A 25,823-nucleotide genomic window follows, 5' to 3' on the forward strand; every position below is an offset into this window, starting at 1 on the left:
AGCTCTCCTGCGCATGGCCGTGGTGCCGTGCATGCCGAAGAGGTTCGTGGTGCCTGCGTCCGACTTTTCTGATTTGCCCCTTTTCCCGGGGGACATCGAGCTGCCCGAAGCCCTGACGGTGGCGGCTCAGCGACTGCACGACACGGACAGCCCGCACAGCACCATGCGCGCCGCCGTCCGGCTCGCCGTGCACCTGCTGCCGGGCGCCGAGCACGCCGACATCGCGGTGACCGAGCGCGGCGGAGCGCGCCGGACCGTCGCCTGGAGCGACGACGCCGTACGCGAGGTCGGCGCCCCGCACGGCGACGGCCGCGAGCACACCCCGGAGCCGGCGCCGTACTGGGACGGGCTGTGGCACGCGCCGGTGGTCCGGGTGACCGACAGCGAGACCGAGGACGGCTGCGCGGCCCTGGCCGGCGCGGGCCTGCGCTCGGCGCTCGCGCTGCGGCTGCGCGCCGAGAAGCGGCGGCTGACCGTGCTCACCGCCTACTCCGGGAAGCCGCGCGCCTTCGACGAGGCGGCGACCCGCGTGGGCCGGCTGTTCACCGCGCACGTGAGCCTGGCGCTGGACTCGGCGACCGTGCGCGAGCAGCTCACCGAGGCCATGCGCACCCGCGACCTGATCGGCCAGGCCACCGGCATCCTCATGGAGCGCCTGGACATCGACGCGGCGGAGGCCTTCGACAGCCTCGTGCGTGCCTCGCAGCGGGAGAACGTCAAGCTGCGCGACCTGGCCCGCCGCATCGTCGACACGAAGAAGGCCACGTGAGGACGGGCGGCGGGCGCGGACCGCGGGACGGCGGCGGCCGTCAGGCCGTGGGCAGCGATTCGCCCTGGACGGCCTGGATGTCGAGTTCGACCTTGAGGGTGGTGCCGATGGCGGCGATGCCGGCCTGGAGGACCTGGTTGTAGTTCATCGCGAAGTCCTCGCGGCGTAGTTCGGTGGTGGCGCGGAAGGCGGCGCGGGTGCCGCCCCAGGGGTCGGCGCCGGTGCCGAGGTAGGCGAGGTCGAGGTCGACCGGGCGGACGACGCCGTGCATGGTCAGTTCGCCGCCGACCGTCCAGCGGTCCGGGCCGGCGACGGTCACGGCGGTGGAACGGTAGGTGATCTCCGGGTACTGCTCCGCGTCGAGGAAGTCGGCGGACTTCAGGTGGCCGTCGCGCATCGCGTTGCCGGTGTCGATGGAGCCGGCCCGGATGACGGCCCGGACCCGGGACTTGGTGACGTCGTCCGGGGCGATCTCGATGGTGCCGCCGAACTCGGTGAACCGGCCGTGCACGCTGGAGATGCCCAGGTGCTGTGCGACGGCGGCGACGGAGGAGTGCGCCGGGTCGATGGTCCACGGTCCCGGCGGGGGCAGTTCGGTGCCGCCCTGGCGGGCGAGTGTCACCGTGCCCGCCTCGGCCCGGCCGCTCGCGGTGACGATCGCGCTGGAGGCGGCGGGCGCGTACCCGACCGCCGTGACGATGACGGTGTAGGCGCCGGGGGCCAGTTCGGTGGTGTCCCGTACGGCGCCCTCGTGGTCGGCCTCGGCGCGCAGCACCTGCGTGCCCGTCATGTCGGTCACCGTGACGACCGCGTGCGACACGGCCCATCCGTCCCGGGTGCGGATCCTCGCGGTCAGTCCCATCCCGTTTTTCTCCCTGAAAAGCCTGACAAAATGGTCGGTAAGCGATCGGCCCGTGGCAGGGGCGCCTCCGCTGGGAGCGCGCCCCGCCACGGGCCGGGGTCGGACTACTCGCCGGGGTGGGCGAGTTCGATGTCGTGGTCGTCGACGCCGCGGCCGGAGACCGTCAGGGCCGTCGCCACCGGCGGGTAGCCCGTCGCGATGACGGTGTACTCGCCGCTGTTGAGGTCGGTGAAGGCGTACGCGCCGTCCGTACCGGTGGTGGCGGTACCGACCACGTTGCCCGCCGCGTCGACCAGCGTCACGCGGGCGTCGGCGAGCGGACCGTGCGGCGCCCGGACGACCCCCTGGAGCTGGGCTCCGGAGTCGAGGTCGACCTCGATGCGGGTGACACCCGTGCCGCCCACCTCGACGGGCAGGGCCCGCGGCCGGTAACCGGCGGCGTTCACCGCGACGGTCACCACACCCGGCACCAGCTCGGCGAAGGAGAACTCGCCGTTCTCGCCGGTGGTCCCGGTGGCCAGCAGGTCGCCGCGCACGTCGGTGACGATCACCATGGCGTCCTTGACCGGCAGGGTGGTCTCCGCACCCCGCACCACACCGCTCAGCCCGCTGGTGCCGCTGAGCAGGATGTCGTACGCCACCGGCTCGCCGTTCACGACGATCGTGGACGCCTGCGGCTGGAAGCCGTCGGCGGAGGCGATCAGGACGTAGGAGCCCGCGCCGGGCGCGTCCACCGTGTAGCCGCCGTCGCCCTGCGCGACCGAGCGGCCGAGCTGGCGGCCCGCCAGCGAGATCAGTGTGACCGCGGCCTGCGGCACCGGCGCGCCCTCGGCGCCCCGGACGAAACCGCGCACCGGGATCCCGCCGCCCGCGCCGGCGGCCGGGGTCTTCGGGGCCGCCGTGGCGACGGCCGCGAGGCGCTGGGCGCCCTCCGGGCCGGGCGCCGTGGTTGAGGCGGCCGACGCCCAGGCGGGCACCTTGTCCTCGGCCGGGGCCGAGAACTGGTCGGCGGCCGGGACGGCGGCCTGCTCCTGCGCCTCGGCGACGGCCGGGGCCGCCACCGGGTCGACCGGGGCCGGCTCGCCCTCGGCGGCCTGCGCGAGACCGCCCCGGGTGCGCAGCGGGACCTCCTTGATGAACAGCGTGATCAGGAAGGCGATGGCGGCCATGCAGCCGGCGATCAGGAAGATGTCGGCGATGCCGTGCCCGTAGGCGCTCTCGATGACCGTGCGCAGCGGCGCCGGGAGCTTGGCGACGTCCGGGATGGTGCCGGTGGACGAGCCGCCCATGGCGGCCTGGTACTTCGGGTCGAGTCCGGCCAGGCCGTCCTTGACGTAGTCGGTGATCCGGTGGGCCAGGACCGCGCCGAGCGCGGAGACGCCCACCGCGCCGCCCAGCGAGCGGAAGAAGGTGACCGTGGAGCTGGCCGAGCCGAGGTCGCTCGGGTCGACCTGGTTCTGCGTGCACAGCACCAGGTTCTGCATCATCATGCCGATGCCGAGCCCCAGCAGGGCCATGAAGATCGCCATCTTCCAGTACGCAGTGTCGTACCGGATGGTGCCCAGCAGGCCGAGGCCCGCCGTCACCAGCACGCCACCGCTGACCAGCCATGCCTTCCAGCGGCCGGTGCGGGTGATGAACTGGCCGGAGACGGTGGAGGAGACGAACAGGCCACCGATCATCGGGATGGTCAGCACACCGGACATGGTCGGGGTCTTGCCCCGGGCCAGCTGGAAGTACTGGCTGAAGAAGACCGTGCCGGTGAACATCGCGACACCGACGAAGAGCGAGGCGAGCGACGCCAGCGTGATCGTGCGGTTGCGGAACAGCCGCAGCGGGATGATCGGCTCGGCGGCCTTGGACTCGATCAGTACGAACAGCAGGCCGAGGACGATCGAACCGCCGACCATGACGGCGGTCTGCCAGGACAGCCAGTCGTACTTGTCACCGGCGAAGGTGACCCAGATCAGCAGCAGCGAGACGGCCGCGGCGATCATGGTCGCGCCGGCCCAGTCGACCTTCACGTCCCGCTTGACGACGGGCAGGTGCAGGGTCTTCTGGAGGACGATCAGGGCGAGGATCGCGAAGGGCACGCCGACGTAGAAGCACCAGCGCCAGCCCAGCCAGGAGGTGTCGGTGATGACACCGCCGAGCAGCGGGCCGCCGACGGTGGCGACGGCGAAGGTGGCACCGAGGTAACCGGAGTAGCGGCCACGCTCGCGCGGGGAGATCATCGCGGCCATGACGATCTGCGCCAGGGCGGACAGGCCGCCGACGCCGACGCCCTGGACCACGCGGCAGACGATCAGCATGCCGGGGTTCTGCGAGAGCCCGGCCGCCATCGACGCCACGACGTAGATGATCAGGGCTATCTGGACGAGCGCCTTCTTGCTGTACAGGTCGGCGAGCTTGCCCCACAGGGGAGTGGAGGCGGTCATCGACAGCAGGGCGGCGGTGACCACCCAGGTGTAGGCCGACTGGCCGCCGCCGAGGTCTCCGATGATCTTCGGCAGGGCGTTGGAGACGATCGTGGACGACAGGATCGCCACGAACATGCCGAGCAGCAGCCCGGAGAGCGCCTCCATGATCTGCCGGTGCGACATCGGAGCGCCGTCCGGGGAGGCGCCCCCGTGCTTGGCGTGAGCCCGCACACCGGCTGGTGTGGTCGTTGCCATGGGCTTCCTTTACTTACGTGCTTGCGGGTGTACGGGTGGTCTCTTCGAGTACGGGCCCGGGGAGCCGGACCGGGGCGGACCGGCAGTCGCCGAAACTGGCGCGCAGCCGGGTCATCAGCCCGATCAGCTGGCCGACCTCGTCGTCGGTCCAGTCGCTCAGCCGCTCCGCGAGCAGGTGCGTGGTCCGCCGGGACAGGTCGTCGAGCCGGTCCAGACCCGCGGGCGTCAGGCGCAGGATGCGCGAGCGCTTGTCCGCCGGGTCGGGCAGCCGGTCGATCCAGCCGCGGGCGGCGACGTGCGCGACGTGCCGGCTGGTCACCGACAGGTCCACGGCGAGCAGCTCGGCGAGCTTGCTCATGCGCATCTCGCCGTGACGCCCCAGCAGGGTCAGCACGGCGGCGGAGCCGGCCGGGCAGTCGGACGGCAGGATCCGTCCCAGGTCCCGTTTCACGGCGCCGACGGCGCTGAGCTGACGCGCAAGCTCCTCGTACTGCGCCCGCTCGGCCATCGCACCTCCCGTAATCGTTGCTTGGGGCAACCATAGGTTCGATTGGTTGCTGCAGGCAAACAAATCGGGGTCTCGCGACGCAAAAACTTGGCAAAGGCAAGTATTGCGGATGTAAATATGCAGGTGGCGCGGGGTGCGGTGGCCGACGGGGCGCACCCTTCCGTCCAGGGCGGGGCAAACCGGCCGTCCGGGCGGTGCCGGCGCCTCGGCCGCGCCTGCCGCAACAGCGAGAACCGGGCCCCCACTTGGGCAGGGGCGGCCGCTTTCGCTAGGGTCTCGGGCCATGGCTAACACCCAGGGCCCCCAGGGCAACCACGACCCCGCCGGCAGCACCCAGATGTTCCGCGCGTTCGTCGACGAGGCCGCTCCCCAGGCGACGCAGCAGCAGGCGGCGCCCGCCGGTCCGCGGGTCGGCCTGATCGTCGGTGTCGTCGTCGCCGTGATCGTCGTCGCGGCCGTCGCCTGGCTCGCGTTCAAGTAGGAACGGAAGCGGTCCGCGCGGGCACGGCAACGGTCCGGGCGGACACGGAGCGGTCCCGGCGGGCACGGAAGCGGTCCGAGCGGGGCCGCGGCAGGGAAAAGGGCGCCGGGCCGCGCCGGGGACGCGGCAGGGCAGCACGACGGCCGCCGAAGCGCCGTGCGGGCGCCTCGGCGGCCGTCGGCGCGCCGGGGGTGGTCCGGCTCAGTCGGAGATGAGTCCGTCGCGGAGCTGGGCCAGGGTCCGCGTCAGCAGCCGGGAGACGTGCATCTGCGAGATGCCGACCTCCTCGCCGATCTGCGACTGCGTCATGTTGGCGAAGAAGCGCAGCATGATGATCCGGCGCTCGCGGGGCGGCAGCTTGGCGAGCAGCGGCTTGAGCGACTCGCGGTACTCCACGCCCTCCAGCGCCGTGTCCTCGTAGCCGAGGCGGTCGGCGAGCGATCCCTCGCCGCCGTCGTCCTCGGGGGCCGGGGAGTCGAGCGAGGAGGCCGTGTACGCGTTGCCCACGGCGAGGCCGTCGACGACGTCCTCCTCCGACACCCCGAGGACCGCGGCGAGTTCACCGACGGTCGGCGACCGGTCCAGCCGCTGCGACAGCTCGTCGCTGGCCTTCGTCAGCGCCAGCCGCAGCTCCTGCAGCCGCCGGGGGACCCGCACCGACCACGAGGTGTCCCGGAAGAAGCGCTTGATCTCACCGACCACCGTCGGCATCGCGAAGGTCGGGAACTCCACGCCGCGTTCGCAGTCGAAGCGGTCGATCGCCTTGATCAGTCCGATGGTGCCGACCTGGACGATGTCCTCCATCGGCTCGTTGCGCGAGCGGAAGCGGGCGGCGGCGTAGCGCACCAGCGGGAGGTTCAGCTCGATCAGGGTGTCCCGGACGTAGGCACGCTCGGGGCTGTTCTCGTCGAGCACGGCGAGCCGCAGGAACAGGGAGCGGGACAGGGTGCGGGTGTCGATGGCTTCCGAGGCCTCGGACGGCGGGGCCGGAGCCGGGACGGCCGGGAGGGCCGCCACGTCGTCGAGGGCGTCGATCGGCTCGAGCGCCGGGGAAGGCGCCTCGCTCTTGGTGAGCATCAGCACCTCGGAGCTGCCCTGTTCTGCGGACATGCCACCCCCTCTGGGTCGCGGGACGGTCGTGGCCGCGTTCTCTGACGAGGAGAACTCAGCCTTCACCTGAATACCGGAGCCGAAGCCCCGGCAAACGCGCTTCCCGCAGAATGTCACATGTCGGCAACACGCTGTAGTGACATGTCGACATCGGATACGCGAATCAGCCCTGGCGGAAAGGGGTCTGACGCCCTTTCGGGCCCAAGTCGCCGGGATCGGCCCTGGTGAGCGATTCGCTCGTGACGGTTACGCCTCGATCCTGTTTGCGGATCGCAGCCGCTGGAAGCTACGCGCGAGTAGCCGCGAGACGTGCATCTGGGAGACGCCGAGTTCCGCACTGATCTGCGACTGGGTGAGATTGCTGTAGTAGCGCAGCAGCAGGATTCTCTGTTCGCGTTCGGGGAGCTGGACCAGGAGATGGCGGACCAGGTCGCGGTGCTCGACGCCGTCGAGCGCCGGGTCCTCGTAGCCGAGCCGGTCGAGCAGCCCGGGCAGCCCGTCGCCCTCCTGGGCGGCCTCCAGGGAGGTCGCGTGGTACGACCGTCCGGCCTCGATGCAGGACAGCACCTCGTCCTCGCCGATGCGCAGCCGCTCGGCGATCTCGGCGGTCGAGGGGGAGCGCCCGAAGGCGGTCGTCAGGTCCTCCGTGGCGCTGTTGACCTGCACCCACAGCTCGTGCAGCCGGCGCGGGACGTGGACGGTGCGGACGTTGTCGCGGAAGTACCGCTTGATCTCCCCGACGACCGTGGGCATGGCGAAGGTGGGGAACTGCACGCCCCGGTCGGGGTCGAAGCGGTCGATGGCGTTGATGAGCCCGATGGTGCCGACCTGGACGACGTCCTCCATCGGCTCGTTGCGGGAGCGGAAGCGGGCGGCGGCGTAGCGCACCAGCGGGAGGTTCGCCTCGATGAGCGCCCCGCGCACGCGGGCGTACTCGGGGCTGCCGGGCTCCAGCTCCTTCAGCTGGGTGAAGAGCACCTGCGTGAGGGCCCGGGTGTCGGCGCCGCGCCGCTTCTCGGGGGCGGCGGCGGGGACCGGGGCGGAGTCCGGGCTCTGGGGCTGGGGGCGGCTCTGCGCCTGGCTCTGCGGCGGGGTCGGGGTCTGGGTCCGGTCCGGGGTCTGAACGGGAGCGTCCTCCTGGGGTGGCGCAGTACTGGCCGACACGGTCAACGCCACCTCTTCGTCGATCAACTCATCCGTCAAAAGCGGTCATAGCATCACAAGACAGGCGCTAAGTGTTCAAGCACCGCATATGCACGTGTTGAGGGATGAACAAGCGATCAAGGCGCTTCGAGAGACGACAAAGCCCCGCACCGTTCCGGTACGGGGCCGGGTATGCGGCCGTACGGCCGTACGGCTAGAACTCGTAGTCCGCGATCACCCAGGTGGCGAACTCCCGCCACAGGGCCACGCCCGCCTGGTGGGCCGGGTGCTCCAGGTACCGCTTCAGGGCGTCCGTGTCCTCGACCGCCGAGTTGATCGCGAAGTCGTGGGCGATGGGCCGGTCGCTGATGTTCCAGCCGCACTCCCAGAAGCGCAGGTCGTCGATCTGGCCGCCCAGGGCCCTGAATGCCCGGACTCCCTCCACGACGCGCGGATCGTCGCGCTCCACGCCCTCGTTGAGCTTGAAGAGGACCAGGTGGCGGATCATCACTTTCCTCCGTTCGCGGCCCACGTCATGAAGTCGCCGATGGCCTTGGCAGCGTTGGATATGCCCTCGAAGCCTATCTGGACGTAGTCGGCGGCCTTGGCCGGGTCGGTGATGATCACGTACAGCACGAAGACCACGAGCACGTAGACGACGATCTTCTTGGCGTTCACCGCCATCGCGGTCTCCCCCTGTCGCTGGTTGCCCCTGGCGCCGGCTCCCCCGTCGTCGAGCGCTGCGAGCCGAGCGCGGTCGATCGCTGTAGATGATCGCATGATGATCGCACGAAGGGCCCCGTCCGGTGGACGGGGCCCTTCACAAGCGGTAGCGGAGGGATTTGAACCCTCGGTGACTTGCGCCACACTCGCTTTCGAGGCGAGCTCCTTCGGCCGCTCGGACACGCTACCGAGAGAGACCCTACAACACCGGGGGCCGTGGTCCGAAATCCGTTCCCGGGCCGCCCTGCGGGTGGGGGAGGAAGACGGGACGGCGGGGGTCAGCGGGCGCGGAAGAAGGCGGTGAGGGCCGCGGCGCAGTCCTCGGCGAGCACGCCCTCGATCACCTCGGGCCGGTGGTTGAGCCGCCGGTCGCGTACGACGTCCCACAGCGAGCCCGCGGCGCCCGCCTTCTCGTCACGGGCGCCGTAGACGATCCGGTCGACGCGGGAGAGGACGGCGGCCCCCGCGCACATCGTGCACGGCTCCAGCGTCACCACCAGGGTGCAGCCGGACAGCCGCCACTGCCCCACCCGCTCGGCGGCCCGCCGGATGGCGAGGACCTCCGCGTGCGCGGTCGGATCACCCGTCGCCTCCCGCTCGTTGTGCCCGGCGCCGAGCACGGTCCTGCCGTCGCCCGACAGCACGACGGCGCCGACCGGCACGTCCCCGCCCCGGACGGCCAGCCCTGCCTGTTCCAGGGCGAGCCGCATCGCGTCCCGCCAGCGGTCGCGGACGGGGTCGCCGGCACCGCCGTCCCTTCCCGGCCCCGCCGCGTCGGGGCAGCCCGGCGCGCCCGCCGGGCGGTGCGGCCCGGCCGGGCGGGTCGTGTCGTCGGTCGGGTGCGGGGTCAGCGGACGGTCTCCAGCACCTCCGCGGCGCCCAGGACCTCGGCGATCGCGCTCAGCGCGTCGTCCGCGTCCAGGGCGCGCAGCTCCTTCTCGCTGATGCCCAGGTCGTCGAGGATCTCGCCGTCGCCCAGCGGGCTGTGCGTGATGGCCTCGGCGGCACCGGACTCCTCCTCCTCGTCGTCGTCCCCGGCGGAGGAGGGCTCGCCGTCCTCCGTGCCGTCGAGGTCCAGGGCGTCGAGATCGGCGTCGTCACCGGGCTCGCGGCCGAGCAGTTCGTCGGTGAGCAGGATCTCCCCGTACGAACTGCGGGCCGCCGCGGCGGCGTCCGAGACGTAGATGCGAGGGTCGTCCTCGCCGTCCACGCGGACGACGCCGAACCACGCGTCCTCCTGTTCGATGAGGACGAGCACGGTGTCGTCCTCGGCCGAGGCCTCCCGGGCCAGGTCGGCCAGGTCGGACAGCGTCTCCACATCGTCGAGCTCCGTGTCGCTCGCTTCCCACCCGTCTTCGGTGCGCGCGAGCAGTGCGGCGAAGTACACCGTGACTCTCCCACTGGTCATAGGCGTGCCGGTTGGGGGTCCCCCCGGCGGAGGTTCTGGGCGGGAAGAGCTGGGCTCCGAGCCCCACCCACTCGGAATCGTGGCAGAAACAAGGCGCTCAGGGGACGTCTTCGGCTCCCTGTGTCCGGCAGTTTTGCGGCTCGTCGGTAAAGGACTCACCAGCGCACTCGTTGCCGCCACCTGCGGATCGTACGCGGCTTTGGCCCACGGCCACGCAGGCCCACCTCGGAACGTCGGCGCGCCTTTCCTTTCTTCCCCGCCTCCCCGGTGTGTTCCGCGGTCCTCCAGGCGCCGTCCGGTGCGGCCCGGGGCCGCCGGTCCGCGCGGTCTACCAGCGGAACGTGCGCATGCGCATCGCGTGCCGCAGGCGGGCGGCCTTGGCCCGCCGGGGCTGGACGCGGTCGCGCAGTTCACGGGCCTCGGCGAGATCGCGCAGGAACTGGGCCCGGCGCCGACGGCGCTCCCCGTCCGGGTCCTGGTCCGAGCCGGTGCCCGCGTCGGGGCCGATGCCTGGGCCGGTGCGGGAGCCGGTGTCCCGGCGGGTGCCGGTGCGCCGGGGGCCGCCCTGCTCCCGGCCGCTCCCGCCCGCCGCGTCGGCCGCGGCCCTCGCGGTCGCCGCGGCAGCCGTGGTCTCCGTCTCGTCCGTCCCCCCGGGCCGCTCGCCCGGTGACGGATGCTTGCGGGATCGCCGGTCAGGCATCGGTCCACCACCCCAGTCCGTCCCTCCCGCCTTCCCCCGGACGGCGGGTTTGATGCCACGGCGGCGCGGGACCGGGCCGGTGCGGCGGCCGCCGGCGCGAGGACGGTGGCGGGCGGGCGGGTGCCGCCGCCCGGTTACTGTTGGCACATGCGTCTCCACGTCGTCGACCACCCCCTGGTCGCCCACAAGCTCACCACGCTGCGCGACCGGCGCACCGACTCCGCGACCTTCCGCCGGCTCGCCGACGAGCTGGTCACCCTGCTCGCCTACGAGGCGACGCGGGACGTGCGGACCGAGCAGGTCGACATCTCCACGCCGGTCGCGCAGACCACCGGCGTCAAGCTCTCCCACCCGCGCCCGCTGGTGGTGCCGATCCTGCGCGCCGGACTCGGCATGCTGGACGGCATGGTGCGGCTGCTGCCGACCGCCGAGGTGGGCTTCCTGGGCATGATCCGCAACGAGGAGACGCTGCAGGCCTCGACGTACGCCACGCGCATGCCGGAGGACCTCTCCGGCCGTCAGGTGTACGTCCTCGACCCGATGCTCGCCACCGGGGGCACGCTGGTCGCGGCGATCCAGGAGCTGATCAAGCGCGGCGCCGACGACGTGACGGCGGTGGTGCTGCTGGCCGCCCCCGAGGGCGTCGCGGTCATGGAACGCGACCTCGCGGGCACGCCGGTGACGGTCGTGACCGCGTCGGTCGACGAACACCTGAACGAGCAGGGCTACATCATCCCGGGCCTGGGCGACGCGGGCGACCGGATGTACGGGGCGGCCGAGTAACCGGCGGCCGGGGCACGGGCGGGCAGCCGCCCGCCCGCCTCAGCACCCCTTCTGCGGGGTGCCGGCCGCGGTCCGCGGGGCGGCCAGGGCGGCCAGTGCCTTCTCGGCCGCCGGCTGCGACGCCAGCTGCTTGAACCCGTCGCCGATGATCAGGTCGAGGTCGGTGCCCTTGCGGGTGTCGGTACGGCTCCCGGCCCCCGGGAGCTGGGTGGCGAGCACGGGCAGCGAGGTGTCGCGGGCCGACGCGGGACCGAGCAGCAGCCCGGCACCCTTGACCTTCTTGTCGAACTCCTTGGTCGCGTTGCCCACGTGACCGATACGGAAGCCGCGCTTCTTCAGCTCGTCCGCGGTCTGCTTGGCCAGCCCGCCGCGCGGCGTGGCGTTGAGGACGTTGACCGTGATCGCGCCCGGCTTGGGCAGCGTCCGGGCGGAGGCCGCAGGGGAGGGACCGGACCGGGCCGCGGCACCGGTCGCGCAGTGCGTCCTGGTGCCGGCCGCCGAGGCCTTGGTGTCGCTCCCGGTGAAGACGTCGATGAGCTGCAGCGTGCCCCAGCCGGTCACCCCCAGGACGACGACGGAGGCGGCGGCCACGAACACGAGCCTGCCGTGCCGCCGGGGCCGGCGCATCCGCGGGTACTTGTTCCCCGTGATCCGGTACTTCCCGCCCATGCCGGGGGGAGTCAGCATGCTCATGGGCGCAGCGTAGTGCGCCGGGGCGGCGATTCCTACTAGATGATCATTGGATATCGCCCAGTAGAACCCGAAAGGTCCAAGCCGTTACAGGTCCGAACCGTTACCCGTCAGGCCGCGACGGCGGGGCGGATCCGCCCGTCCGCGGGTTCTGCCTGGTGCTTCTGGGGGGGCGGACCGGCCTGTCCGCCCGGCTCTGCCCGCCGGGAAGCCCGGACCGGCCCGCGCGGGCGTACGGCCCGGCGCGCGCGGCCTGTCGAGCCCGGGGCGGGTGCTCGGCTCAGCCCAGCTCGAGTACGCGCGCGTGCAGCACCTGACGCTGCTGCAGCGCCGCCCGCACCGCGCGGTGCAGGCCGTCCTCCAGGTAGAGGTCGCCCTGCCACTTCACGACGTGCGCGAAGAGGTCGCCGTAGAAGGTCGAGTCCTCCGCCAGCAGGGTTTCCAGGTCGAGCTGCTGTTTGGTCGTCACGAGCTGATCGAGGCGGACCGGGCGCGGCGCGACGTCCGCCCACTGCCGGGTGCTCTCCCGGCCGTGGTCGGGGTACGGCCGGCCGTTTCCGATGCGCTTGAAGATCACACGGAAAGCCTACCGGCCCGGGGCTTCCGGGCGCAGCCTCGGCAGCGCAGTGCCACGCTGGAAATGCCGCGGCAAACCGGGCGAATCGGGAACAGGGGCTGAACAGGGGCTTGAGATGAGCGACAGCGAGACCGCGCCGGGGACAGCGGGGAACGACCCGGCGCTCCCGCCCGGCGCCCGGCAGATCGCCTCCGGCTACGCCTTCACCGGTCCCGTCCTCGAACTGGGAGCCCTCGTCCAGGACGGCCACTGTCTGCCCGGCGCGCGGATCCGCATACCGCTGGCGATGCTCAACCGCCACGGGCTGGTCGCCGGCGCCACCGGCACCGGCAAGACCAAGACGCTCCAGCTCGTCGCCGAACAGCTCTCGGCGCAGGGCGTGCCCGTCTTCCTCGCCGACATCAAGGGCGACCTGTCCGGTATCTCGGCGCCCGGCGTGGCGGACGACCGGATCAGGTCGCGGGCCGCCGAGGTGCGCCAGGAGTGGGCCCCGGCCTCTCTCCCCGCCGAGTTCTACGCGCTGGGCGGGGTGGGACACGGTGTGCCGCTGCGCGCGACCGTCACCAGTTTCGGCCCGGTCCTGCTGTCCAAGGTCCTCGAACTCAACCGGACCCAGGAGCAGTCGCTCGGCCTGATCTTCCACTACGCCGACACCAAGGGCCTGGAGCTGATCGACCTCAAGGATCTCAGGGCGGTGGTCGCCTTCCTCACCTCCGAGGAGGGGAAGCAGGAACTGCGGGGCATCGGCGGCCTGTCGACCGCCACCGCCGGGGTGATCCTGCGGTCCCTGACCGCGTTCGAGGCGCAGGGCATGGCGGACTTCTTCGGCGAGCCGGAGTTCGACACGAGCGAGTTCCTGCGCACGGCGGGCGACGGCCGCGGCGTCGTCTCCGTCCTCGAACTGCCCGCCGTGCAGGACCGGCCGCGGCTCTTCTCGACCTTTCTGATGTGGCTGCTGGCCGACCTCTTCCACGACCTGCCGGAGGTCGGTGACGCGGGCAGGCCCAAGCTGGTGTTCTTCTTCGACGAGGCGCACCTGCTCTTCGACGACGCCTCGAAGGCGTTCCTGGAGTCGATCACGCAGACCGTGCGTCTCATCCGCTCCAAGGGCGTCGGCGTCTTCTTCGTGACCCAGACCCCGAAGGACGTCCCCGCGGACGTCCTCGGCCAGCTCGGCAACCGCGTCCAGCACGCCCTGCGCGCCTTCACCCCGGACGACCAGAAGGCCCTGAAGGCGACGGTGAAGACCTTCCCGGACTCGGCCTACGACCTGGAGGAGGTCCTGACCGGGCTCGGCATCGGCGAGGCGGTGGTGACGGTGCTCAGCGAGAGCGGTGCGCCGACCCCCGTCGCGGTCACCCGGCTGCGGGCGCCCGAGTCCCTGATGGGCCCGGTCGACGGCCCCGGTCTGGACCGCGCGGTGCGGGCGTCCCCGCTCTACGAACGTTATGCACAGGCTGTGGACCGCGAATCGGCGTACGAGAAACTGACGGCGGCTCAGGCGGCTCAGGCGGCTCAGGCGGCTGAGGCCGCAGAGGCCGGGCGGCGCTCCGGGGCCGGGACCGGGGCCGGGGCGGGGGAGCGGGACCGGGGGCAGGCAGGGAGCCGGGACCGGGGTCCCGCGGAGGAACCCTCGGTCATCGAACAGGTGGTCAACAGCGGGGCGTTCCGGTCCCTGGCGCGGTCGGTGGGCACTCAGCTCGGCAGGGAGATCACCCGCTCCCTCTTCGGCACGGCCCGCCGTAGGCGGTGAGGCCGGGCGCCGACGCCTCGGCGCCCGGCCCGCAGGAGGAGCCGCGGGTTCAGTCGCCTTCCGGCTCGCCGGTGGCGGCGCGGGCCCGGTGGGAGGCGACCTGCTCGGAGCCGGGCGGCTCGGAGCGGTGCGGCCCGGTGACGGGCTCCCGCGACGGCGACGGCGACGGCGAGAGCGCGGGCGGTGGCGAGGGCGGGGACGGAGGCTCGGGGACAGGGGTACGGCGGGCGGCCTCCGCGCGCACGAGGGCGCGCAGGACCGCGTAGGGGTCGCTGGGCATGGCTGCGCTTCACTTTCTCGACGGTCGGGTCCGGTCGGGCTGACTGCCTGCGCAAGGGCCGCCCGGAGGGGCGGCCCTAGGTCCTGTCGTCAAATACCCGTCGTCCGCCCGGAGGGCGGGCCTGGCGTCGCGAGGCAGGCGGGAATTTGACGACAGGGCCCAGGCCGGCTCAGCAGCGCAGGACCACGCAGCGCAGCGCGTTCGGACGGTGGGGCGGGAGCGGCGGCGCGGGGCGGACGCGGCCGGAGCGGCAGCCGTCCGCCGCCGCGGCTGAAGCCGCCGCGGTGCCCGCGGCCGTCGCGGTGAGCGGCGCGCGCCGCAGCGGCACGCCTGCGCGTCCGCCCCCGCGCACCGCCGACCGGGGGGCCGGGGCCGCACAGGGGATCTCCTCCTCGGCCGCGCCCCCTCCCTGACCGCCCGCACCGCTCCAGCCCCCGCTGCCACCGGGGCCCGGCCCGGGGTGCCGGCCCCCGCCGTCCTCCGGGCTCCCGCTTCCGCTCACGCCCCCGGTGCCGGCGGTGCCGGGCCCGGGGCTCGCGACGGGTGCCGTCCCGATGGCCGGGCCCGGGTATGCCGTCGTGTGTCCGCCCGGCGCGCCCAGGGCGAGCAGCGGCACCAGCACCAGCAGCACTCCCGGCAACAGCCCCAGCACCAGCGCCGCCACCGGCGGCAGCGCGGACACCGGTCCCCGAGCCGGGACCCGGGCGCGCGGCCGGACAGCCCGCCGCGCCGCACGTCGCGCGGGGCGGCGTACGGCGCGGTCCTCGGGGTGCCGGGCGGGCACGGTGCTCACGACGGTTGTCTCCCCGGTGGACGTACGACCCTCATCGCACCGGCCGGTGGAACCGCCCGCACGGAGGAGGTGGTGGTCGCCGTGTTGACGCCGTCGTTCACACGGTGCGCGGGACGTGCCGGGCGTGGCCGCGGATGCGGAAGGCGGTGACGATCTCCATCACGCCGACCACGACCAGCCACCAGCCGCCGAGGAGGGTGAGTACGGCGACCGACGCCAGCGGCGAGTCGATCAGGACGATCCCGGCGATGAAGGTGAGGATGCCGAGGAAGATCTGCCAGCCGCGGGCCGGTGCCGTCCGGTCGTGGAGCGCGGCGAGCGTCTGCGTGATCCCGCGGATCAGCCAGCCGATGCCGATCCAGAGGGCCAGCAGCAGGATCGACTGCATCGCGCCGCGGAAGCAGAACAGGCCCAGCAGGATGGACAGGGCACCGCTGGCGAAGGCCAGCACGCGCAGCGCCGTCGACTTGTGGGTGCCGAAGGCGGAGACCAGTTGGAGCACCCCGCTGACCACGAGGTAGACGCCGAAGAGGATCCCGGCGGCCAGCAGGGAGGCGCTCGGCCACAGCAGGACGAGGATGCCCAGGACGAGGGCGGCCACACCGGTGGCGAGGACCGCCTGCCAGGCGGCACGGGAGAGGTGGTGCAGGGGCCCCTCCAGCGGTGGCTCGTAGCTGGAGCCTTCGGGACCGGCGCCTTCGGAACGGGGGGCTTCGGTTCGGAGGCCTTCGGAACGCGGGCCTCCGGACCGGGGATCGGAGTACGGCGGGGCCGTGGCCCGGCCCGCCTGCCCTCCGGGAGCCCCGGGCCCTCCGGGGACACCGGGACTCCCGGGTCCTCCAGGGACACCGGGCCCGCCGGGGCCTTCCGGGCCGCCGGGGCCTTCCGGTCCTCCAGGACCCGGTGTCCCCGTCCCGTACGGCTGCTGAGGGTCGCGCGGGTCACGTTTCGCGTGGACGTGGCGGTCGTCGTAGCCCGGCCCGCCGGGGCCGCTGCTCGGTGGCTCGGTCATGGTCCATGCTTGGACCGGGCGCGGCCCGGTCGCCACCGCTGTAGGCCGTCCGGCTGACGGGGAGCGGCCCGCCGCCTCACTTCCCGGCGGACTTCGTCGCCTTCGCGGCGGCCTTCGTCTCCTGCTTGTGCGCCCGCACCTTGGCCAGCGACTCGGGGCCGGTGATGTCGGCCACCGACCGGAAGGCCTTCTCCTCGCCGTACGGCCCGGCGGCCTCCCGCCAGCCCCCGGGCCGGACCCCCAGCTGCTTGCCCAGCAGTGCGAGGAAGATCTGCGCCTTCTGCCTGCCGAAGCCGGGCAGCTCCTCCAGCCGGCGCAGCAGTTCCGGACCGCTCTCCACGTCCCGCCACAGGGCCTCGGGGTCGCCGTCGTAGTGCTCGACTAGGTAGTGGCACAACTGCTGGATGCGCTTGGCCATCGAGCCCGGGTAACGGTGCACGGCCGGCTTGTCCGACAGCAGCCGGGCGAAGGTCTCCGGGTCGAACGCCACGATCTCGTGCGCGTCCAGGTCGTCGGTCCCCATGCGGTGGGCGATCGTCGCCGGCCCCTTGAACGCCCACTCCATCGGGATCTGCTGGTCCAGCAGCATCCCGACCAGCGCGGCGAGCGGACTGCGCCCCAGGAGCGCGTCGGCGTCGGGGTCCTGGGCGAGGTGCAGGGTGACGTTCATGCCCCGATGATCGCCTGCCGGAGGACAGGCCGCACGACCTGCGGCCCGGGTGAGTTCCGCGGTGCGGTGAGCGACGCGCCGGGACCGTGGCGGTCAGGAACCGGTCGTATCGCGCGGCCGGGACCGTGCCCGTCGGGTACCAGTCGTATGGGGCCGCGCACGGAGACGAGCTTCATATTGGGCCACCCGAGGACTTCTGTTCCTCTTCCGTAACCTCGCATATTCCAGGGCGTTATTCCGGTGTCGCGCCGCCGCGCCCAGGGAGAAAAAAATAATGTGGAATGCAACCCTTTGGATGCTGGTCGTGTGTGCTTCCGCCTGCACCGCGGGGTCCATTCTCGTACCACCCTATCAATGCCGCATGTGGCGGGTCGACACAGAGGAATTGCGCCGCCGTCGGCACATGGTCGCCGTGCTCAAAAAGAATACGCGTCCGCTCGACGGGGACCCGGCCGCCGAGGAGCCTTCGCGCGACGCCCATCTCGTCGGCTGAACCTATGAAGCATCCGATCGCACAATATAGGCCTCATCGGGTAATTCCTTCACCCGTTTGCCGCGCATCCGGGGAAGTCGGGTGGCGTTAGGTGGGATATGACTAAGGCATCCAGGGAAGGGTACTTGGGTCTGCTCGTGGGCCGCGAGCGCGAGGACACGAGTGCCGGGCACGCGGTGGCGCCGGGTCCCTACACCTACCTACCCGGCCCCGTGCACGCGAAGGCCGCCGCCGACCCCCACCTGACCAGGGGCGACTCGGCCGCGCTGAAGGCGACCGAGTCGCTGCTACAGGATTTCCTGGACGCGATGAGTGCGCTGGAAGCCGACCTGGCCCGCCGGTGGGTCGGCTCGGACGGCCGTCCCGTCTTCGCCCGTCCCGAATAGCCGGGCCGCGGCATGTATGACGAACGTATCGGCCGGCGCCCGGACTATTCCGCTGATTATCCTTATGTGGAACCGGAAGTTTTCGACGAACCCCGCCCCCGGAGGGGAACCGGTCGCCACAGGGCCCCGACGCAGTTCTTCTCGGGCACCCTCGGCCCCCTGGTCCCCCCGGACTCCGCGTGGGACCCTGCCGAGGAACTGGCCTTCATGCTCCGGGACGCCATGGAACGGCAGCCGCCCCGGACTCCCGTGGAGGGGGAATGGACGCAGGCCGGCGGCCGTCCCGCCGAACACCCGACGGGCCACCCGGGCTCCACGGCCCATGCCGGTTCCGCCGGCCATGCGGGGTCCGCGGATCATGCAGGCTTCACGGATCATGAAGGATCCGCGAATTATGCAGGCTTCACGGACCGTGCGGGCCCCGCTGATCATTTCGGTGCGCCGGATTACGCGGACCCAGGAAGAGCCGGTCGAATCGGCAGAACCGATCGAACCGGACCGGGCGAACGCGCCGAACGCACCGAAAGGGATGAAAGGGGCGAAAGAGCCCGGAGAAGCGGAAGCGCCGCCGACCCCGAAAGCGCGGGTGCGGCGGAAAGCGCGAGGAACGCCGCTCCCGGCGCGCCGAACACGCCCCTGGAGAACCTCCAGGAAATCACGGCGGAACTCCCTCCCCTGCGGCGTGGCTCCCGCGGTCACCGCAAGGTCCGTCCGCGCAGGCGCAGGAGCGGCGTGCGCACCGCGAGCCACGTCATCGGCGCACTGGCGGCGGTGACCGCCTCCACGGTGAGCTTCTTCGGCGGCATGGTCGCCTACGACCCCTTGCGCCTCGTGGCCGTCGCCCGGATGCAGGACGGCATCGCCTCCTGGTGGCCGCTGCTGGTGTACGGGCCCTGGCTGGTGGCGTCCCTGTCCGTCCTGCGTGCCGCGCTGCACCGGCGGCGGGCCGTCCACTCGTGGTGCGTGGTGCTGCTCTTCTCGTCGATCGCGATGCTCCTGTGCGTCGTCCAGGCGCCCAAGACGCTCGTCGACATGGCGGCGGCGGCCCTGCCGGGACTGGCGTCCCTGGCCTGCTTCCAGCAGCTCGTGCGCCAGATCACCCTGACCCGTCCGCCCCGCCGCACCGCTCCCCGCCACCGCGTGCACCGCACCTCCCGGCCGGACGCCGTGCAGCAGGAGCCGGCACCGCCGGCCCGCACCACCGCCGCCTCCTCCCGCTGAGCCCGGGGCCTGTGAGCCCGGCTTCCCGAACCTGACCGGGAAGCGCCGGGCTCCGGTCCGTTCCCGGGAGCGGGGCGCGGTGCCCGGTGCGCGGTCGCAAGGAGATCGGGCCGGGCCGCCGGTGCGGATGAACGACGAAGGCCCGGACCGTCTGTACGGTCCGGGCCTTCAGCCTGGCGGAGGATACGAGATTCGAACTCGTGAGGGGTTGCCCCCAACACGCTTTCCAAGCGTGCGCCCTAGGCCTCTAGGCGAATCCTCCGCCGGAAACATTACATGACGCGGAGCCGTGCTCGCGAACTCGTTCCCCGCCCCCTGGATCGGGTACGCTTTCGGCAGCCCCTCACGCGGCGCTATCTGACTGAACTCCCCCAGGGCCGGAAGGCAGCAAGGGTAGGTCGGCTCTGGCGGGTGCGTGGGGGGCGCTCGCGTTGTCGGGGGGCGGTGGCCGCGGGCCGCGCTCGCGGTCCGGGCCGGTTGTCGGTGGGCGCCTATAACCTCGTATGCGTGTCGTCTCTCGCGTTGTACCGCCGCTACCGCCCGGAGTCCTTCGCCGAGGTCATCGGGCAGGAGCATGTCACCGACCCGCTGCAGCAGGCGCTGCGGAACAACCGGGTCAATCACGCGTACCTGTTCAGCGGTCCGCGCGGGTGCGGCAAGACGACCAGCGCCCGGATCCTCGCCCGCTGCCTGAACTGCGAGCAGGGCCCCACGCCCACGCCGTGCGGCACCTGCGACTCGTGCCGCGACCTGGCGCGCAACGGCCCCGGCTCCATCGACGTCATCGAGATCGACGCCGCCTCGCACGGCGGTGTGGACGACGCCCGTGACCTGCGCGAGAAGGCCTTCTTCGGGCCCGCGCGCAGCCGGTACAAGATCTACATCATCGACGAGGCCCACATGGTCACGTCGGCCGGTTTCAACGCGCTGCTCAAGGTGGTGGAGGAGCCGCCGGAGCACCTGAAGTTCATCTTCGCCACGACCGAGCCCGAGAAGGTCATCGGGACGATCCGCTCGCGGACCCACCACTACCCCTTCCGGCTGGTCCCGCCGGGAACCCTGCGGGACTACCTGGGCGAGGTGTGCCGGAAGGAGGACATCCCCGTCGAGGAGGGCGTGCTCCCGCTGGTCGTGCGGGCCGGTGCGGGCTCCGTGCGTGACTCCATGTCCGTCATGGACCAGCTGCTCGCCGGTGCGGGGGATGCCGGTGTGACGTACGCCATGGCCACCTCCCTCCTCGGGTACACCGACGGTTCGCTGCTCGACTCGGTCGTCGAGGCGTTCTCCTCCGGGGACGGCTCCGGTGCCTTCGAGGTCGTCGACCGCGTCATCGAGGGCGGCAACGACCCGCGGCGCTTCGTCGCCGACCTGCTGGAGCGGCTGCGGGACCTGGTGATCCTGGCCGCCGTGCCCGACGCGGCCGAGAAGGGGCTCATCGACGCCCCCGCCGACGTGATCGAGCGCATGCAGGCCCAGGCGCGGTCCTTCGGCGCCGCCGAGCTGAGCCGCGCCGCCGACCTGGTCAACGAGGGCCTGACCGAGATGCGCGGCGCCACCTCGCCCCGTCTCCAGCTCGAGCTGATCTGCGCCCGCGTGCTGCTGCCCGCCGCGTACGGCGACGAGCGGTCCGTGATGGCCCGCCTCGACCGGATCGAGCGGGGGGTGAGCTTCGGCACAGGAGCGGGCGCCCCCGCGATGGGCTACGTGCCCGGACCCGAGGCGCACGGCGGCGGCGCAGCGGCGGTCCGGGCGGCGGTCCGGGCTCCCGGAGGCCAGGGCGCGCCCGGCACACCGGGGGGGCCGGAGGGCGCTGCGGTGACTCCGGGGGGCCCCGCGCCGGTGGGAGCCGGAGCCGCGGAGCCCGGCCCGCGGAGCGCGGCGCCGGTGCCCCAGGGGCCGGCCGCGCCCCCCGCCGGTGACCGGGACCAGGAGGCGCCCGCGCCCGGAGCCGCGCCCGCCGCACCCCCGCCCCCCGCGGCCCCGGCGGCTGCCCCCGCCGCGGCGCCCGGGCAGGGCGCGCCCGGGGCCTGGCCCACGGCCGCCCCGGCCGGTGCCGGTGGCCGACGGCCCGGAGGGTGGCCCACGGCGGCCTCCCCGGGCGGCGGACAGCCCGCGGCCGGGCCCGGCCCGGCGGCGGCTCCGGCGGGCGTCCAGGCGGGCGCGGGCGGTGCGACCGGCGCCCCCGCTGCCCCCGCTGCCCCGGCTGGTCCGGCCGCCCCGGCAGCCGCTCCCGGCCCGGTGGGCGGTGGGCTCGACCCGCGCCAGCTGTGGCCGAACATCCTGGAGGCGGTGAAGAACCGCCGCCGCTTCACCTGGATCCTGCTCAGCCAGAACGCCCAGGTCACGGGCTTCGACGGCACCACCCTCCAAGTCGGCTTCGTCAACGCGGGCGCCCGGGACAACTTCGCGAGCAGCGGCAGCGAGGACGTGCTGCGGCAGGCGCTGGCCGAGCAGTTCAACGTCCAGTGGAAGATCGAGGCGGTCGTCGACCCGACGGGCGGCGGCGCCCCCGCGCCCCAGTCCTCCGGCGCGTTCGGAGGCGGTGGCGGCTACGGCGGCGGATCCACGGGCGGCGGTTACGGCGGTGGCGGTGCCCACCCGGGTGGTGTCGCGGCCCCGCCGCGTGCGGCGGCTCCCCAGGCCGCGCCCCCGGCTCCCGGTCCCGGTGCCCCGGCCACCGACCGGTCTCCGGCGGCACGGGGGGCCTCCGGTCCCGCCGCAGGCCCGGCCGCCACGGCCCGGCCCGGCAGGGCTCCCGCGCCCGAGCCCGCCCCCGTGGCCCCCGAGGACGACATCCCCGAGGACGACGACCCCGACCTCGACGAGACCGCCCTGTCCGGCCACGACCTGATCGTGCGGGAGCTGGGCGCGACCGTGGTGGAGGAATACCCGACGGAGTAGCCGCTCAGCGGCCGCTGACCGGTTGCGGCACGGCGGCGAAGGAGGAGTGGCGGCGGCAGGGCTCCCTCGGAGGCCGACCCCGTAGGAGGTCCCCGGGAAGCCTCGGGAGGTCCCGGGGCAGGCTCCGAGGAGGTCCGCGGAGGCCGTTTCGGATGAACGTACGAGCAGATCCTCCCGGTCCTCTCGGCAACCCGCACAAAGCGGTGCGGTGCTCTGCCGTTAGGCTGACCCCGTGAAGGTCCTCGTCATCGGCAGCGGCGCTCGTGAGCACGCCCTGTGCCGTTCCCTGTCCCTCGACCCCGATGTCACCGCGCTGCACTGCGCGCCCGGCAACGCCGGCATCGCCGAGGTCGCCGAGCTGCACCCGGTCGACGCCCTCGACGGTGCGGCCGTCGCCGCGCTCGCCACCCGGCTCGGTGCCGGCCTCGTGGTCGTCGGGCCCGAGGCGCCGCTGGTCGCCGGGGTCGCCGACGCCGTGCGCGAGGCCGGCATCCCGGTCTTCGGCCCGTCCGGGGAGGCGGCGCGGCTCGAGGGCTCCAAGGCCTTCGCCAAGGACGTGATGGCGGGCGCCGGTGTCCCCACCGCCCGGTCCTACGTCTGCACCACGGCGAAGGAGGTCGACGACGCGCTCGACGCCTTCGGCGCCCCCTACGTCGTCAAGGACGACGGACTCGCCGCAGGGAAGGGCGTCGTCGTCACCGACGACGTGGAGGCCGCCCGCGCGCACGCCGCCGCCTGCGACCGGGTGGTGATCGAGGAGTTCCTCGACGGCCCCGAGGTCTCCCTGTTCGCCGTCACCGACGGCGAGACGGTGCTGCCGCTCCAGCCCGCCCAGGACTTCAAGCGCGCCCTGGACGGCGACGAGGGCCCGAACACCGGCGGCATGGGGGCGTACTCCCCGCTGCCCTGGGCCGACCCCAAGCTGGTGGACGACGTGCTGCAGAGCGTGCTGCAGCCCACCGTCGACGAGATGCGCCGCCGGGGCACCCCGTTCTCCGGGCTGCTCTACGCCGGTCTCGCGCTCACCGGCCGCGGTGTCCGGGTGATCGAGTTCAACGCCCGCTTCGGCGACCCCGAGACCCAGGTGGTGCTGGCCCGCCTGCGGACCCCCCTCGCGGGCGTCCTGCTGGCCGCGGCCACCGGAACCCTCGCCGACCTGCCGCCCCTGCGGTGGAGCGACGACGCGGCCGTCACGGTGGTCGTCGCCTCCCACAACTACCCCGGCACCCCGCGCACCGGTGACCCGATCACCGGCCTCGACGAGGTGGCCGCCCAGGACGCCCCGCACGCGTACGTGCTGCACGCCGGCACCCGGCGCGACGGGGACGCCGTGCTGAGCGCGGGCGGCCGGGTCCTGTCCGTCACGGCCACGGGCAAGGACCTGACCGAGGCCCGCGAGCGGGCGTACGCCGCCGTCGGCCGCGTCCGCCTCGACGGTTCCCAGCACCGTACGGACATCGCCGCGAAGGCGGCGGCCGGCGCGTAAGGCGCGGTGTCTCCCAAGGTCAGGCCCCGGACAGGATCCGGGGCCTGACCTTTGCTGTGTGTCATCCACCTCTGACCAAAGCCATTCCATCGAGTGAGCAATGCCCCATCCGGCTGACGTGGGCCCAGCCCCCAACTAGGGTGCGGCGCAAGCGTTCCGGCACTTGGCCCACCGGCATTGCGATGTCAGTGGCGGGTGCCACAGTGGGGGAGTGGGCAACACAGGGCAGTCCAGGACAGACGGGAGGGGGTGACGTCAGGTCGTGACCGGAACCGGTGTGGAGGTCGGCGCGCTGTCGGCGCGCTCCCGGGCGCTGGCCGTGCTGCGCGTCCGCGGCCGGGCGCTGGCCGTGGCCCTGCTGCCCGCGGCCGCTGCGGTGATCCTGCTCGCGGGCGGTTCCACCGGCCATCTCGTGGGCCGGGGCTGGGACCTCGCGAGGTGGGTGGTGGGCGCCGTCGCCGTCGTCGTCCTGCTCGCCGCCGCGGGCGTCGGGCTGGTCGTCGCCCGCGCACGCCCCGCCATGAGCCCGACGGTCCCGGTCCCGGAGGAGTCGGCCCCGGACCTGTACCGCATGGTGCGCGACCTGGCCGACCGGCTGGATGTGCCCGTCCCGTCCGCCATAGCGCTCACCCCGGACTGCGACAGCTGGCTGGAGGACCGCACCCATCCGGCCCACAGGCCTCCCGCGGGGAGCGACCGGGACGAGCCGGACGCGGTGAGCGGGCCGTCCGCGGGCCGTCCGCGCCGTGCGGCGGCGCCCGTCCTCGTCATCGGCTCCCCGTTCCTGTGGTGGATGCGCGTCGGCGAGCTGCGGGCCGTCCTCGCCCCCGTGGTGGCCGGTACGGGCCCCTCGGCGCATCCGGACATAGCCGCGGCCCGCCGCTTCGTCCGCGGGCTGGACGCGGCGGTGGCCGCCGCCTCGACGGCCGGCCGGTGTCCCCTCTCCCACGTGGTGTGCGCGGGCGTCGGCTGGGTGGCCCGCCTGATGCTGCGCGGCTGCCGGGAGGACGCGGCCCAGATGGAGCGGGGCGTGGCGGCCGCCGCCGCCGAGCGCGCACAGGCTGTGGACTACGGTCTGCGCATCGTCGCCCAGGAGCAGGTGGGCCTGGCGTACGCGGGCTGGGACCGGCTGCTGACCCGGGTCGCGCTGCCCGCCTGGCGCATGGGCCGCTGGCCGTCCCGGCTGGACGCGGGCGTCGTCGCGGCACTCACGGAGCTGTCCCGCCGGGACCGTCTGGCCGAGGGCTTCACCTCCCGGCTCGGCGAGCGGCCCGCCTGCGATCTGCTGGAGGAACCCGGCACGGTCGACGAGGCCGCCTCGCTCCTGGCCGCGCGGCTCTTCCACGGCGGGCCGGCCGAGCGCGGCCCGGACTGGGCGCCGGTGGACTGGCAGGACTACCCGGACGAGGTCGTCGACCGCAAATGGCGCACGGACGCCGCCCGGCTGCACCGCGTCCTGGACATGCTGGGCGTCAGCCGTTCCCCGGACTCCCCGGCCACCGACGCGCACGGCGCGACCCTGGCCCGTGTGCTCGACCACCTGTCCGCCCACCGGCCCCGCACCCTTTCCGCCGCGGGAGACGCGGCGGACGCGCAGGACGAGAGCGGCGCGAGCCGGGCGCACCCCCCGGCCGGGGCCCGGCGGGAACAGGACCCGCACCCGGCATGGGCCGCGGCCCACACCGATACCGAGGCCCGGGAGGCGGACGAGGAGACCGGCCTGGGCACGGAGCGGAGCGCCGCGCTCGCCGCGGGCCTCAGCGCGGAACTGGCCCGCGAGGAGGCCACCGCGCCCGCGGCCCGGCCGGATCCGGCGGAAGCGGCCGGCCAGGCCCCCGGCACGCTCCCCTGGGACGAGGGTGCGCTGCCCCTGTTCCCCCTCCAGCCGCCGCGCACCGGCCGTGAACTCCTCGCCGACCATGTCACCGCGATGGTCTGCTGTGCCGCGATGGACACCGCGGGCGCCACTCCGGGCCTCGACTGGCTCGACGGCCCCACCCTCCTGATCGACGGGGAGAGAGCCGCCGACCTCGGCCCCAAGGTCCTCGCCCTCGTCGAGGACGGTGACCCGCTCCCGCTGCGGACCTGGCTCGTCGATGCGGGCATACGTCCGGAAAAGCCCGTACGGCTGGCCTGAGCCCGGCCGGTGCCGATCCGGAGGAGGAGCTACCGGATCCACTCCTTCCACTTTCGGTCAATTCACAACGAGTAGTGACAACATGCGCGCGTTATGTGATGTGCTGGGACCGACCGCGCACGTGGCAAGCGCGTACGACATACGACAGCCGCGCAGTCACGTCCGGCCGCACCGCCGACCGGCATCCGCCCCGGGGCACACCGCCCCCACCGCACATCCGCACCGCCGTACAGCCGCCCCGGACGAGACATCCGCACCGCCA

At 73.3% G+C, this 25,823-nt stretch carries 23 protein-coding genes, 2 tRNA genes, 1 other RNA gene and 2 pseudogenes; 10 read left to right on the forward strand and 18 right to left on the reverse strand.

Annotated elements, in window-relative coordinates; all coding sequences use genetic code 11:
- Positions 1 to 31 precede the first annotated feature (31 nt).
- Positions 32 to 769 carry a GAF and ANTAR domain-containing protein gene (locus AC6I72_RS16420; RefSeq protein WP_498001590.1) on the forward strand — a complete coding sequence of 246 codons (738 nt, stop codon included), beginning with the start codon at positions 32 to 34 and terminating at the stop codon, positions 767 to 769.
- Between the two features lie 40 nt (positions 770 to 809).
- Here AC6I72_RS16420 and AC6I72_RS16425 read toward each other — a convergent pair whose 3' ends face one another.
- The 3 genes from AC6I72_RS16425 to AC6I72_RS16435 form a co-directional block, all read right to left on the reverse strand.
- Entirely contained in the window at positions 810 to 1,631 is an 822-nt protein-coding gene (locus AC6I72_RS16425) for a YceI family protein (protein WP_498001592.1), read from the reverse strand.
- A 104-nt stretch (positions 1,632 to 1,735) separates the two neighbouring features.
- Positions 1,736 to 4,234, reverse strand: a complete 2,499-nt coding sequence (locus AC6I72_RS16430) for an MFS transporter (protein ID WP_498004710.1) — start codon at positions 4,232 to 4,234, stop codon at positions 1,736 to 1,738.
- 85 nt (positions 4,235 to 4,319) lie between these two features.
- Complete coding sequence (locus AC6I72_RS16435) at positions 4,320 to 4,814, reverse strand: MarR family winged helix-turn-helix transcriptional regulator (RefSeq protein ID WP_498001593.1); 495 nt, start codon at positions 4,812 to 4,814, stop codon at positions 4,320 to 4,322.
- Between the two features lie 283 nt (positions 4,815 to 5,097).
- On the opposite strand from AC6I72_RS16435, the gene AC6I72_RS16440 reads away from it, so the two are divergent.
- A complete protein-coding gene (locus tag AC6I72_RS16440; RefSeq protein WP_037862704.1) occupies positions 5,098 to 5,295 on the forward strand; it encodes a hypothetical protein in 198 nt (65 codons plus the stop codon).
- 201 nt (positions 5,296 to 5,496) lie between these two features.
- On the opposite strand, the gene AC6I72_RS16445 is transcribed toward AC6I72_RS16440, so the two are convergent.
- The 8 genes from AC6I72_RS16445 to AC6I72_RS16480 all read right to left on the reverse strand — a co-directional run bounded on the left by AC6I72_RS16445 (position 5,497) and on the right by AC6I72_RS16480 (position 10,187).
- On the reverse strand, positions 5,497 to 6,405 hold the full coding sequence (locus AC6I72_RS16445; protein WP_498001594.1) for an RNA polymerase sigma factor SigF: 909 nt from the start codon (positions 6,403 to 6,405) through the stop codon (positions 5,497 to 5,499).
- A 246-nt stretch (positions 6,406 to 6,651) separates the two neighbouring features.
- Positions 6,652 to 7,569: an RNA polymerase sigma factor SigF gene (locus AC6I72_RS16450; protein WP_498001595.1), complete on the reverse strand. Its 918-nt coding sequence runs from the start codon at positions 7,567 to 7,569 to the stop codon at positions 6,652 to 6,654.
- 193 nt (positions 7,570 to 7,762) lie between these two features.
- The gene (locus tag AC6I72_RS16455; protein WP_498001596.1) at positions 7,763 to 8,056 is read right to left on the reverse strand and encodes a Dabb family protein; all 294 of its coding nucleotides are present in this window, start codon (positions 8,054 to 8,056) and stop codon (positions 7,763 to 7,765) included.
- Entirely contained in the window at positions 8,056 to 8,328 is a 273-nt protein-coding gene (locus AC6I72_RS16460) for a hypothetical protein (protein ID WP_199811694.1), read from the reverse strand. Before AC6I72_RS16460 ends, AC6I72_RS16455 begins: the two co-directional genes overlap by 1 nt.
- A gap of 47 nt (positions 8,329 to 8,375) precedes the next feature.
- Positions 8,376 to 8,460: transfer RNA gene (locus AC6I72_RS16465), tRNA-Ser, on the reverse strand.
- A gap of 89 nt (positions 8,461 to 8,549) precedes the next feature.
- Positions 8,550 to 8,981: a tRNA adenosine(34) deaminase TadA gene (gene tadA / locus AC6I72_RS16470; RefSeq protein WP_498001598.1), complete on the reverse strand. Its 432-nt coding sequence runs from the start codon at positions 8,979 to 8,981 to the stop codon at positions 8,550 to 8,552.
- A 137-nt stretch (positions 8,982 to 9,118) separates the two neighbouring features.
- Positions 9,119 to 9,658: a tRNA adenosine deaminase-associated protein gene (locus AC6I72_RS16475; RefSeq protein WP_498004711.1), complete on the reverse strand. Its 540-nt coding sequence runs from the start codon at positions 9,656 to 9,658 to the stop codon at positions 9,119 to 9,121.
- Positions 9,659 to 10,007: 349 nt separating this feature from the next.
- Positions 10,008 to 10,187: a hypothetical protein gene (locus tag AC6I72_RS16480; protein WP_498004712.1), complete on the reverse strand. Its 180-nt coding sequence runs from the start codon at positions 10,185 to 10,187 to the stop codon at positions 10,008 to 10,010.
- Positions 10,188 to 10,526: 339 nt separating this feature from the next.
- Here AC6I72_RS16480 and upp point away from each other — a divergent pair, with 339 nt between their 5' ends.
- A complete protein-coding gene (upp, locus tag AC6I72_RS16485) occupies positions 10,527 to 11,162 on the forward strand; it encodes a uracil phosphoribosyltransferase (protein WP_037862716.1) in 636 nt (211 codons plus the stop codon).
- Positions 11,163 to 11,201: 39 nt separating this feature from the next.
- On the opposite strand, the gene AC6I72_RS16490 is transcribed toward upp, so the two are convergent.
- Positions 11,202 to 11,831, reverse strand: a complete 630-nt coding sequence (locus AC6I72_RS16490; protein WP_498004713.1) for a LytR C-terminal domain-containing protein — start codon at positions 11,829 to 11,831, stop codon at positions 11,202 to 11,204.
- A gap of 301 nt (positions 11,832 to 12,132) precedes the next feature.
- On the reverse strand, positions 12,133 to 12,429 hold the full coding sequence (locus AC6I72_RS16495) for a type II toxin-antitoxin system VapB family antitoxin (RefSeq protein ID WP_003986294.1): 297 nt from the start codon (positions 12,427 to 12,429) through the stop codon (positions 12,133 to 12,135).
- A 115-nt stretch (positions 12,430 to 12,544) separates the two neighbouring features.
- On the opposite strand from AC6I72_RS16495, the gene AC6I72_RS16500 reads away from it, so the two are divergent.
- On the forward strand, positions 12,545 to 14,182 hold the full coding sequence (locus tag AC6I72_RS16500; RefSeq protein ID WP_498001601.1) for a helicase HerA-like domain-containing protein: 1,638 nt from the start codon (positions 12,545 to 12,547) through the stop codon (positions 14,180 to 14,182).
- A gap of 49 nt (positions 14,183 to 14,231) precedes the next feature.
- Here AC6I72_RS16500 and AC6I72_RS16505 read toward each other — a convergent pair whose 3' ends face one another.
- The 4 genes and pseudogenes from AC6I72_RS16505 to AC6I72_RS16520 all read right to left on the reverse strand — a co-directional run bounded on the left by AC6I72_RS16505 (position 14,232) and on the right by AC6I72_RS16520 (position 16,937).
- The gene (locus tag AC6I72_RS16505; RefSeq protein ID WP_498001602.1) at positions 14,232 to 14,462 is read right to left on the reverse strand and encodes a hypothetical protein; all 231 of its coding nucleotides are present in this window, start codon (positions 14,460 to 14,462) and stop codon (positions 14,232 to 14,234) included.
- A 169-nt stretch (positions 14,463 to 14,631) separates the two neighbouring features.
- Positions 14,632 to 15,255 (reverse strand): hypothetical protein, encoded by a 624-nt coding sequence (locus tag AC6I72_RS16510; RefSeq protein ID WP_498001604.1) that lies wholly within the window; start codon positions 15,253 to 15,255, stop codon positions 14,632 to 14,634.
- A 97-nt stretch (positions 15,256 to 15,352) separates the two neighbouring features.
- A pseudogene (locus AC6I72_RS16515) lies at positions 15,353 to 15,925 on the reverse strand (HdeD family acid-resistance protein); the annotation flags it as partial.
- 418 nt (positions 15,926 to 16,343) lie between these two features.
- Positions 16,344 to 16,937 carry an HhH-GPD-type base excision DNA repair protein gene (locus AC6I72_RS16520; protein WP_498001606.1) on the reverse strand — a complete coding sequence of 198 codons (594 nt, stop codon included), beginning with the start codon at positions 16,935 to 16,937 and terminating at the stop codon, positions 16,344 to 16,346.
- A gap of 618 nt (positions 16,938 to 17,555) precedes the next feature.
- Here AC6I72_RS16520 and AC6I72_RS16525 point away from each other — a divergent pair.
- Both AC6I72_RS16525 and AC6I72_RS16530 read left to right on the forward strand, forming a co-directional pair.
- The gene (locus AC6I72_RS16525) at positions 17,556 to 17,816 is read left to right on the forward strand and encodes a hypothetical protein (RefSeq protein ID WP_498001607.1); all 261 of its coding nucleotides are present in this window, start codon (positions 17,556 to 17,558) and stop codon (positions 17,814 to 17,816) included.
- 630 nt (positions 17,817 to 18,446) lie between these two features.
- Positions 18,447 to 18,977, forward strand: a pseudogene (locus AC6I72_RS16530) (DUF2637 domain-containing protein); the annotation flags it as partial.
- Between the two features lie 234 nt (positions 18,978 to 19,211).
- Here the strand turns inward: AC6I72_RS16530 and AC6I72_RS16535 are convergent.
- Positions 19,212 to 19,299, reverse strand: a tRNA-Ser gene (locus tag AC6I72_RS16535).
- Positions 19,300 to 19,371: 72 nt separating this feature from the next.
- Here AC6I72_RS16535 and ffs point away from each other — a divergent pair.
- The 4 genes from ffs to AC6I72_RS16555 all read left to right on the forward strand — a co-directional run bounded on the left by ffs (position 19,372) and on the right by AC6I72_RS16555 (position 25,561).
- Positions 19,372 to 19,470: signal recognition particle sRNA small type (gene ffs, locus AC6I72_RS16540), an RNA gene on the forward strand.
- A gap of 74 nt (positions 19,471 to 19,544) precedes the next feature.
- Positions 19,545 to 21,938, forward strand: a complete 2,394-nt coding sequence (locus AC6I72_RS16545) for a DNA polymerase III subunit gamma and tau (protein WP_498001608.1) — start codon at positions 19,545 to 19,547, stop codon at positions 21,936 to 21,938.
- A 232-nt stretch (positions 21,939 to 22,170) separates the two neighbouring features.
- On the forward strand, positions 22,171 to 23,424 hold the full coding sequence (gene purD, locus AC6I72_RS16550; protein ID WP_498001609.1) for a phosphoribosylamine--glycine ligase: 1,254 nt from the start codon (positions 22,171 to 22,173) through the stop codon (positions 23,422 to 23,424).
- A 262-nt stretch (positions 23,425 to 23,686) separates the two neighbouring features.
- On the forward strand, positions 23,687 to 25,561 hold the full coding sequence (locus AC6I72_RS16555) for a M48 family metalloprotease (protein WP_498001610.1): 1,875 nt from the start codon (positions 23,687 to 23,689) through the stop codon (positions 25,559 to 25,561).
- The last annotated feature ends 262 nt before the right edge of the window (positions 25,562 to 25,823 follow it).

This window comes from Streptomyces sp. Xyl84 (genome assembly GCF_059731885.1).

Bases quoted from the DNA above. Each gene is read 5' to 3' on its own strand.
- AC6I72_RS16420 (WP_498001590.1), top strand. From the start codon at position 32: ATGCCGAAGAGGTTCGTGGTGCCTGCGTCCGACTTTTCTGATTTGCCC.
- AC6I72_RS16425 (WP_498001592.1), bottom strand. From the start codon at position 1,631: ATGGGACTGACCGCGAGGATCCGCACCCGGGACGGATGGGCCGTGTCG.
- AC6I72_RS16430 (WP_498004710.1), bottom strand. From the start codon at position 4,234: ATGTCGCACCGGCAGATCATGGAGGCGCTCTCCGGGCTGCTGCTCGGC.
- AC6I72_RS16435 (WP_498001593.1), bottom strand. From the start codon at position 4,814: ATGGCCGAGCGGGCGCAGTACGAGGAGCTTGCGCGTCAGCTCAGCGCC.
- AC6I72_RS16440 (WP_037862704.1), top strand. From the start codon at position 5,098: ATGGCTAACACCCAGGGCCCCCAGGGCAACCACGACCCCGCCGGCAGC.
- AC6I72_RS16445 (WP_498001594.1), bottom strand. From the start codon at position 6,405: ATGTCCGCAGAACAGGGCAGCTCCGAGGTGCTGATGCTCACCAAGAGC.
- AC6I72_RS16455 (WP_498001596.1), bottom strand. From the start codon at position 8,056: ATGATCCGCCACCTGGTCCTCTTCAAGCTCAACGAGGGCGTGGAGCGC.
- AC6I72_RS16460 (WP_199811694.1), bottom strand. From the start codon at position 8,328: ATGCGATCATCTACAGCGATCGACCGCGCTCGGCTCGCAGCGCTCGAC.
- tadA (WP_498001598.1), bottom strand. From the start codon at position 8,981: ATGCGGCTCGCCCTGGAACAGGCAGGGCTGGCCGTCCGGGGCGGGGAC.
- upp (WP_037862716.1), top strand. From the start codon at position 10,527: ATGCGTCTCCACGTCGTCGACCACCCCCTGGTCGCCCACAAGCTCACC.
- AC6I72_RS16490 (WP_498004713.1), bottom strand. From the start codon at position 11,831: ATGGGCGGGAAGTACCGGATCACGGGGAACAAGTACCCGCGGATGCGC.
- AC6I72_RS16500 (WP_498001601.1), top strand. From the start codon at position 12,545: ATGAGCGACAGCGAGACCGCGCCGGGGACAGCGGGGAACGACCCGGCG.
- AC6I72_RS16505 (WP_498001602.1), bottom strand. From the start codon at position 14,462: ATGCCCAGCGACCCCTACGCGGTCCTGCGCGCCCTCGTGCGCGCGGAG.
- AC6I72_RS16520 (WP_498001606.1), bottom strand. From the start codon at position 16,937: ATGAACGTCACCCTGCACCTCGCCCAGGACCCCGACGCCGACGCGCTC.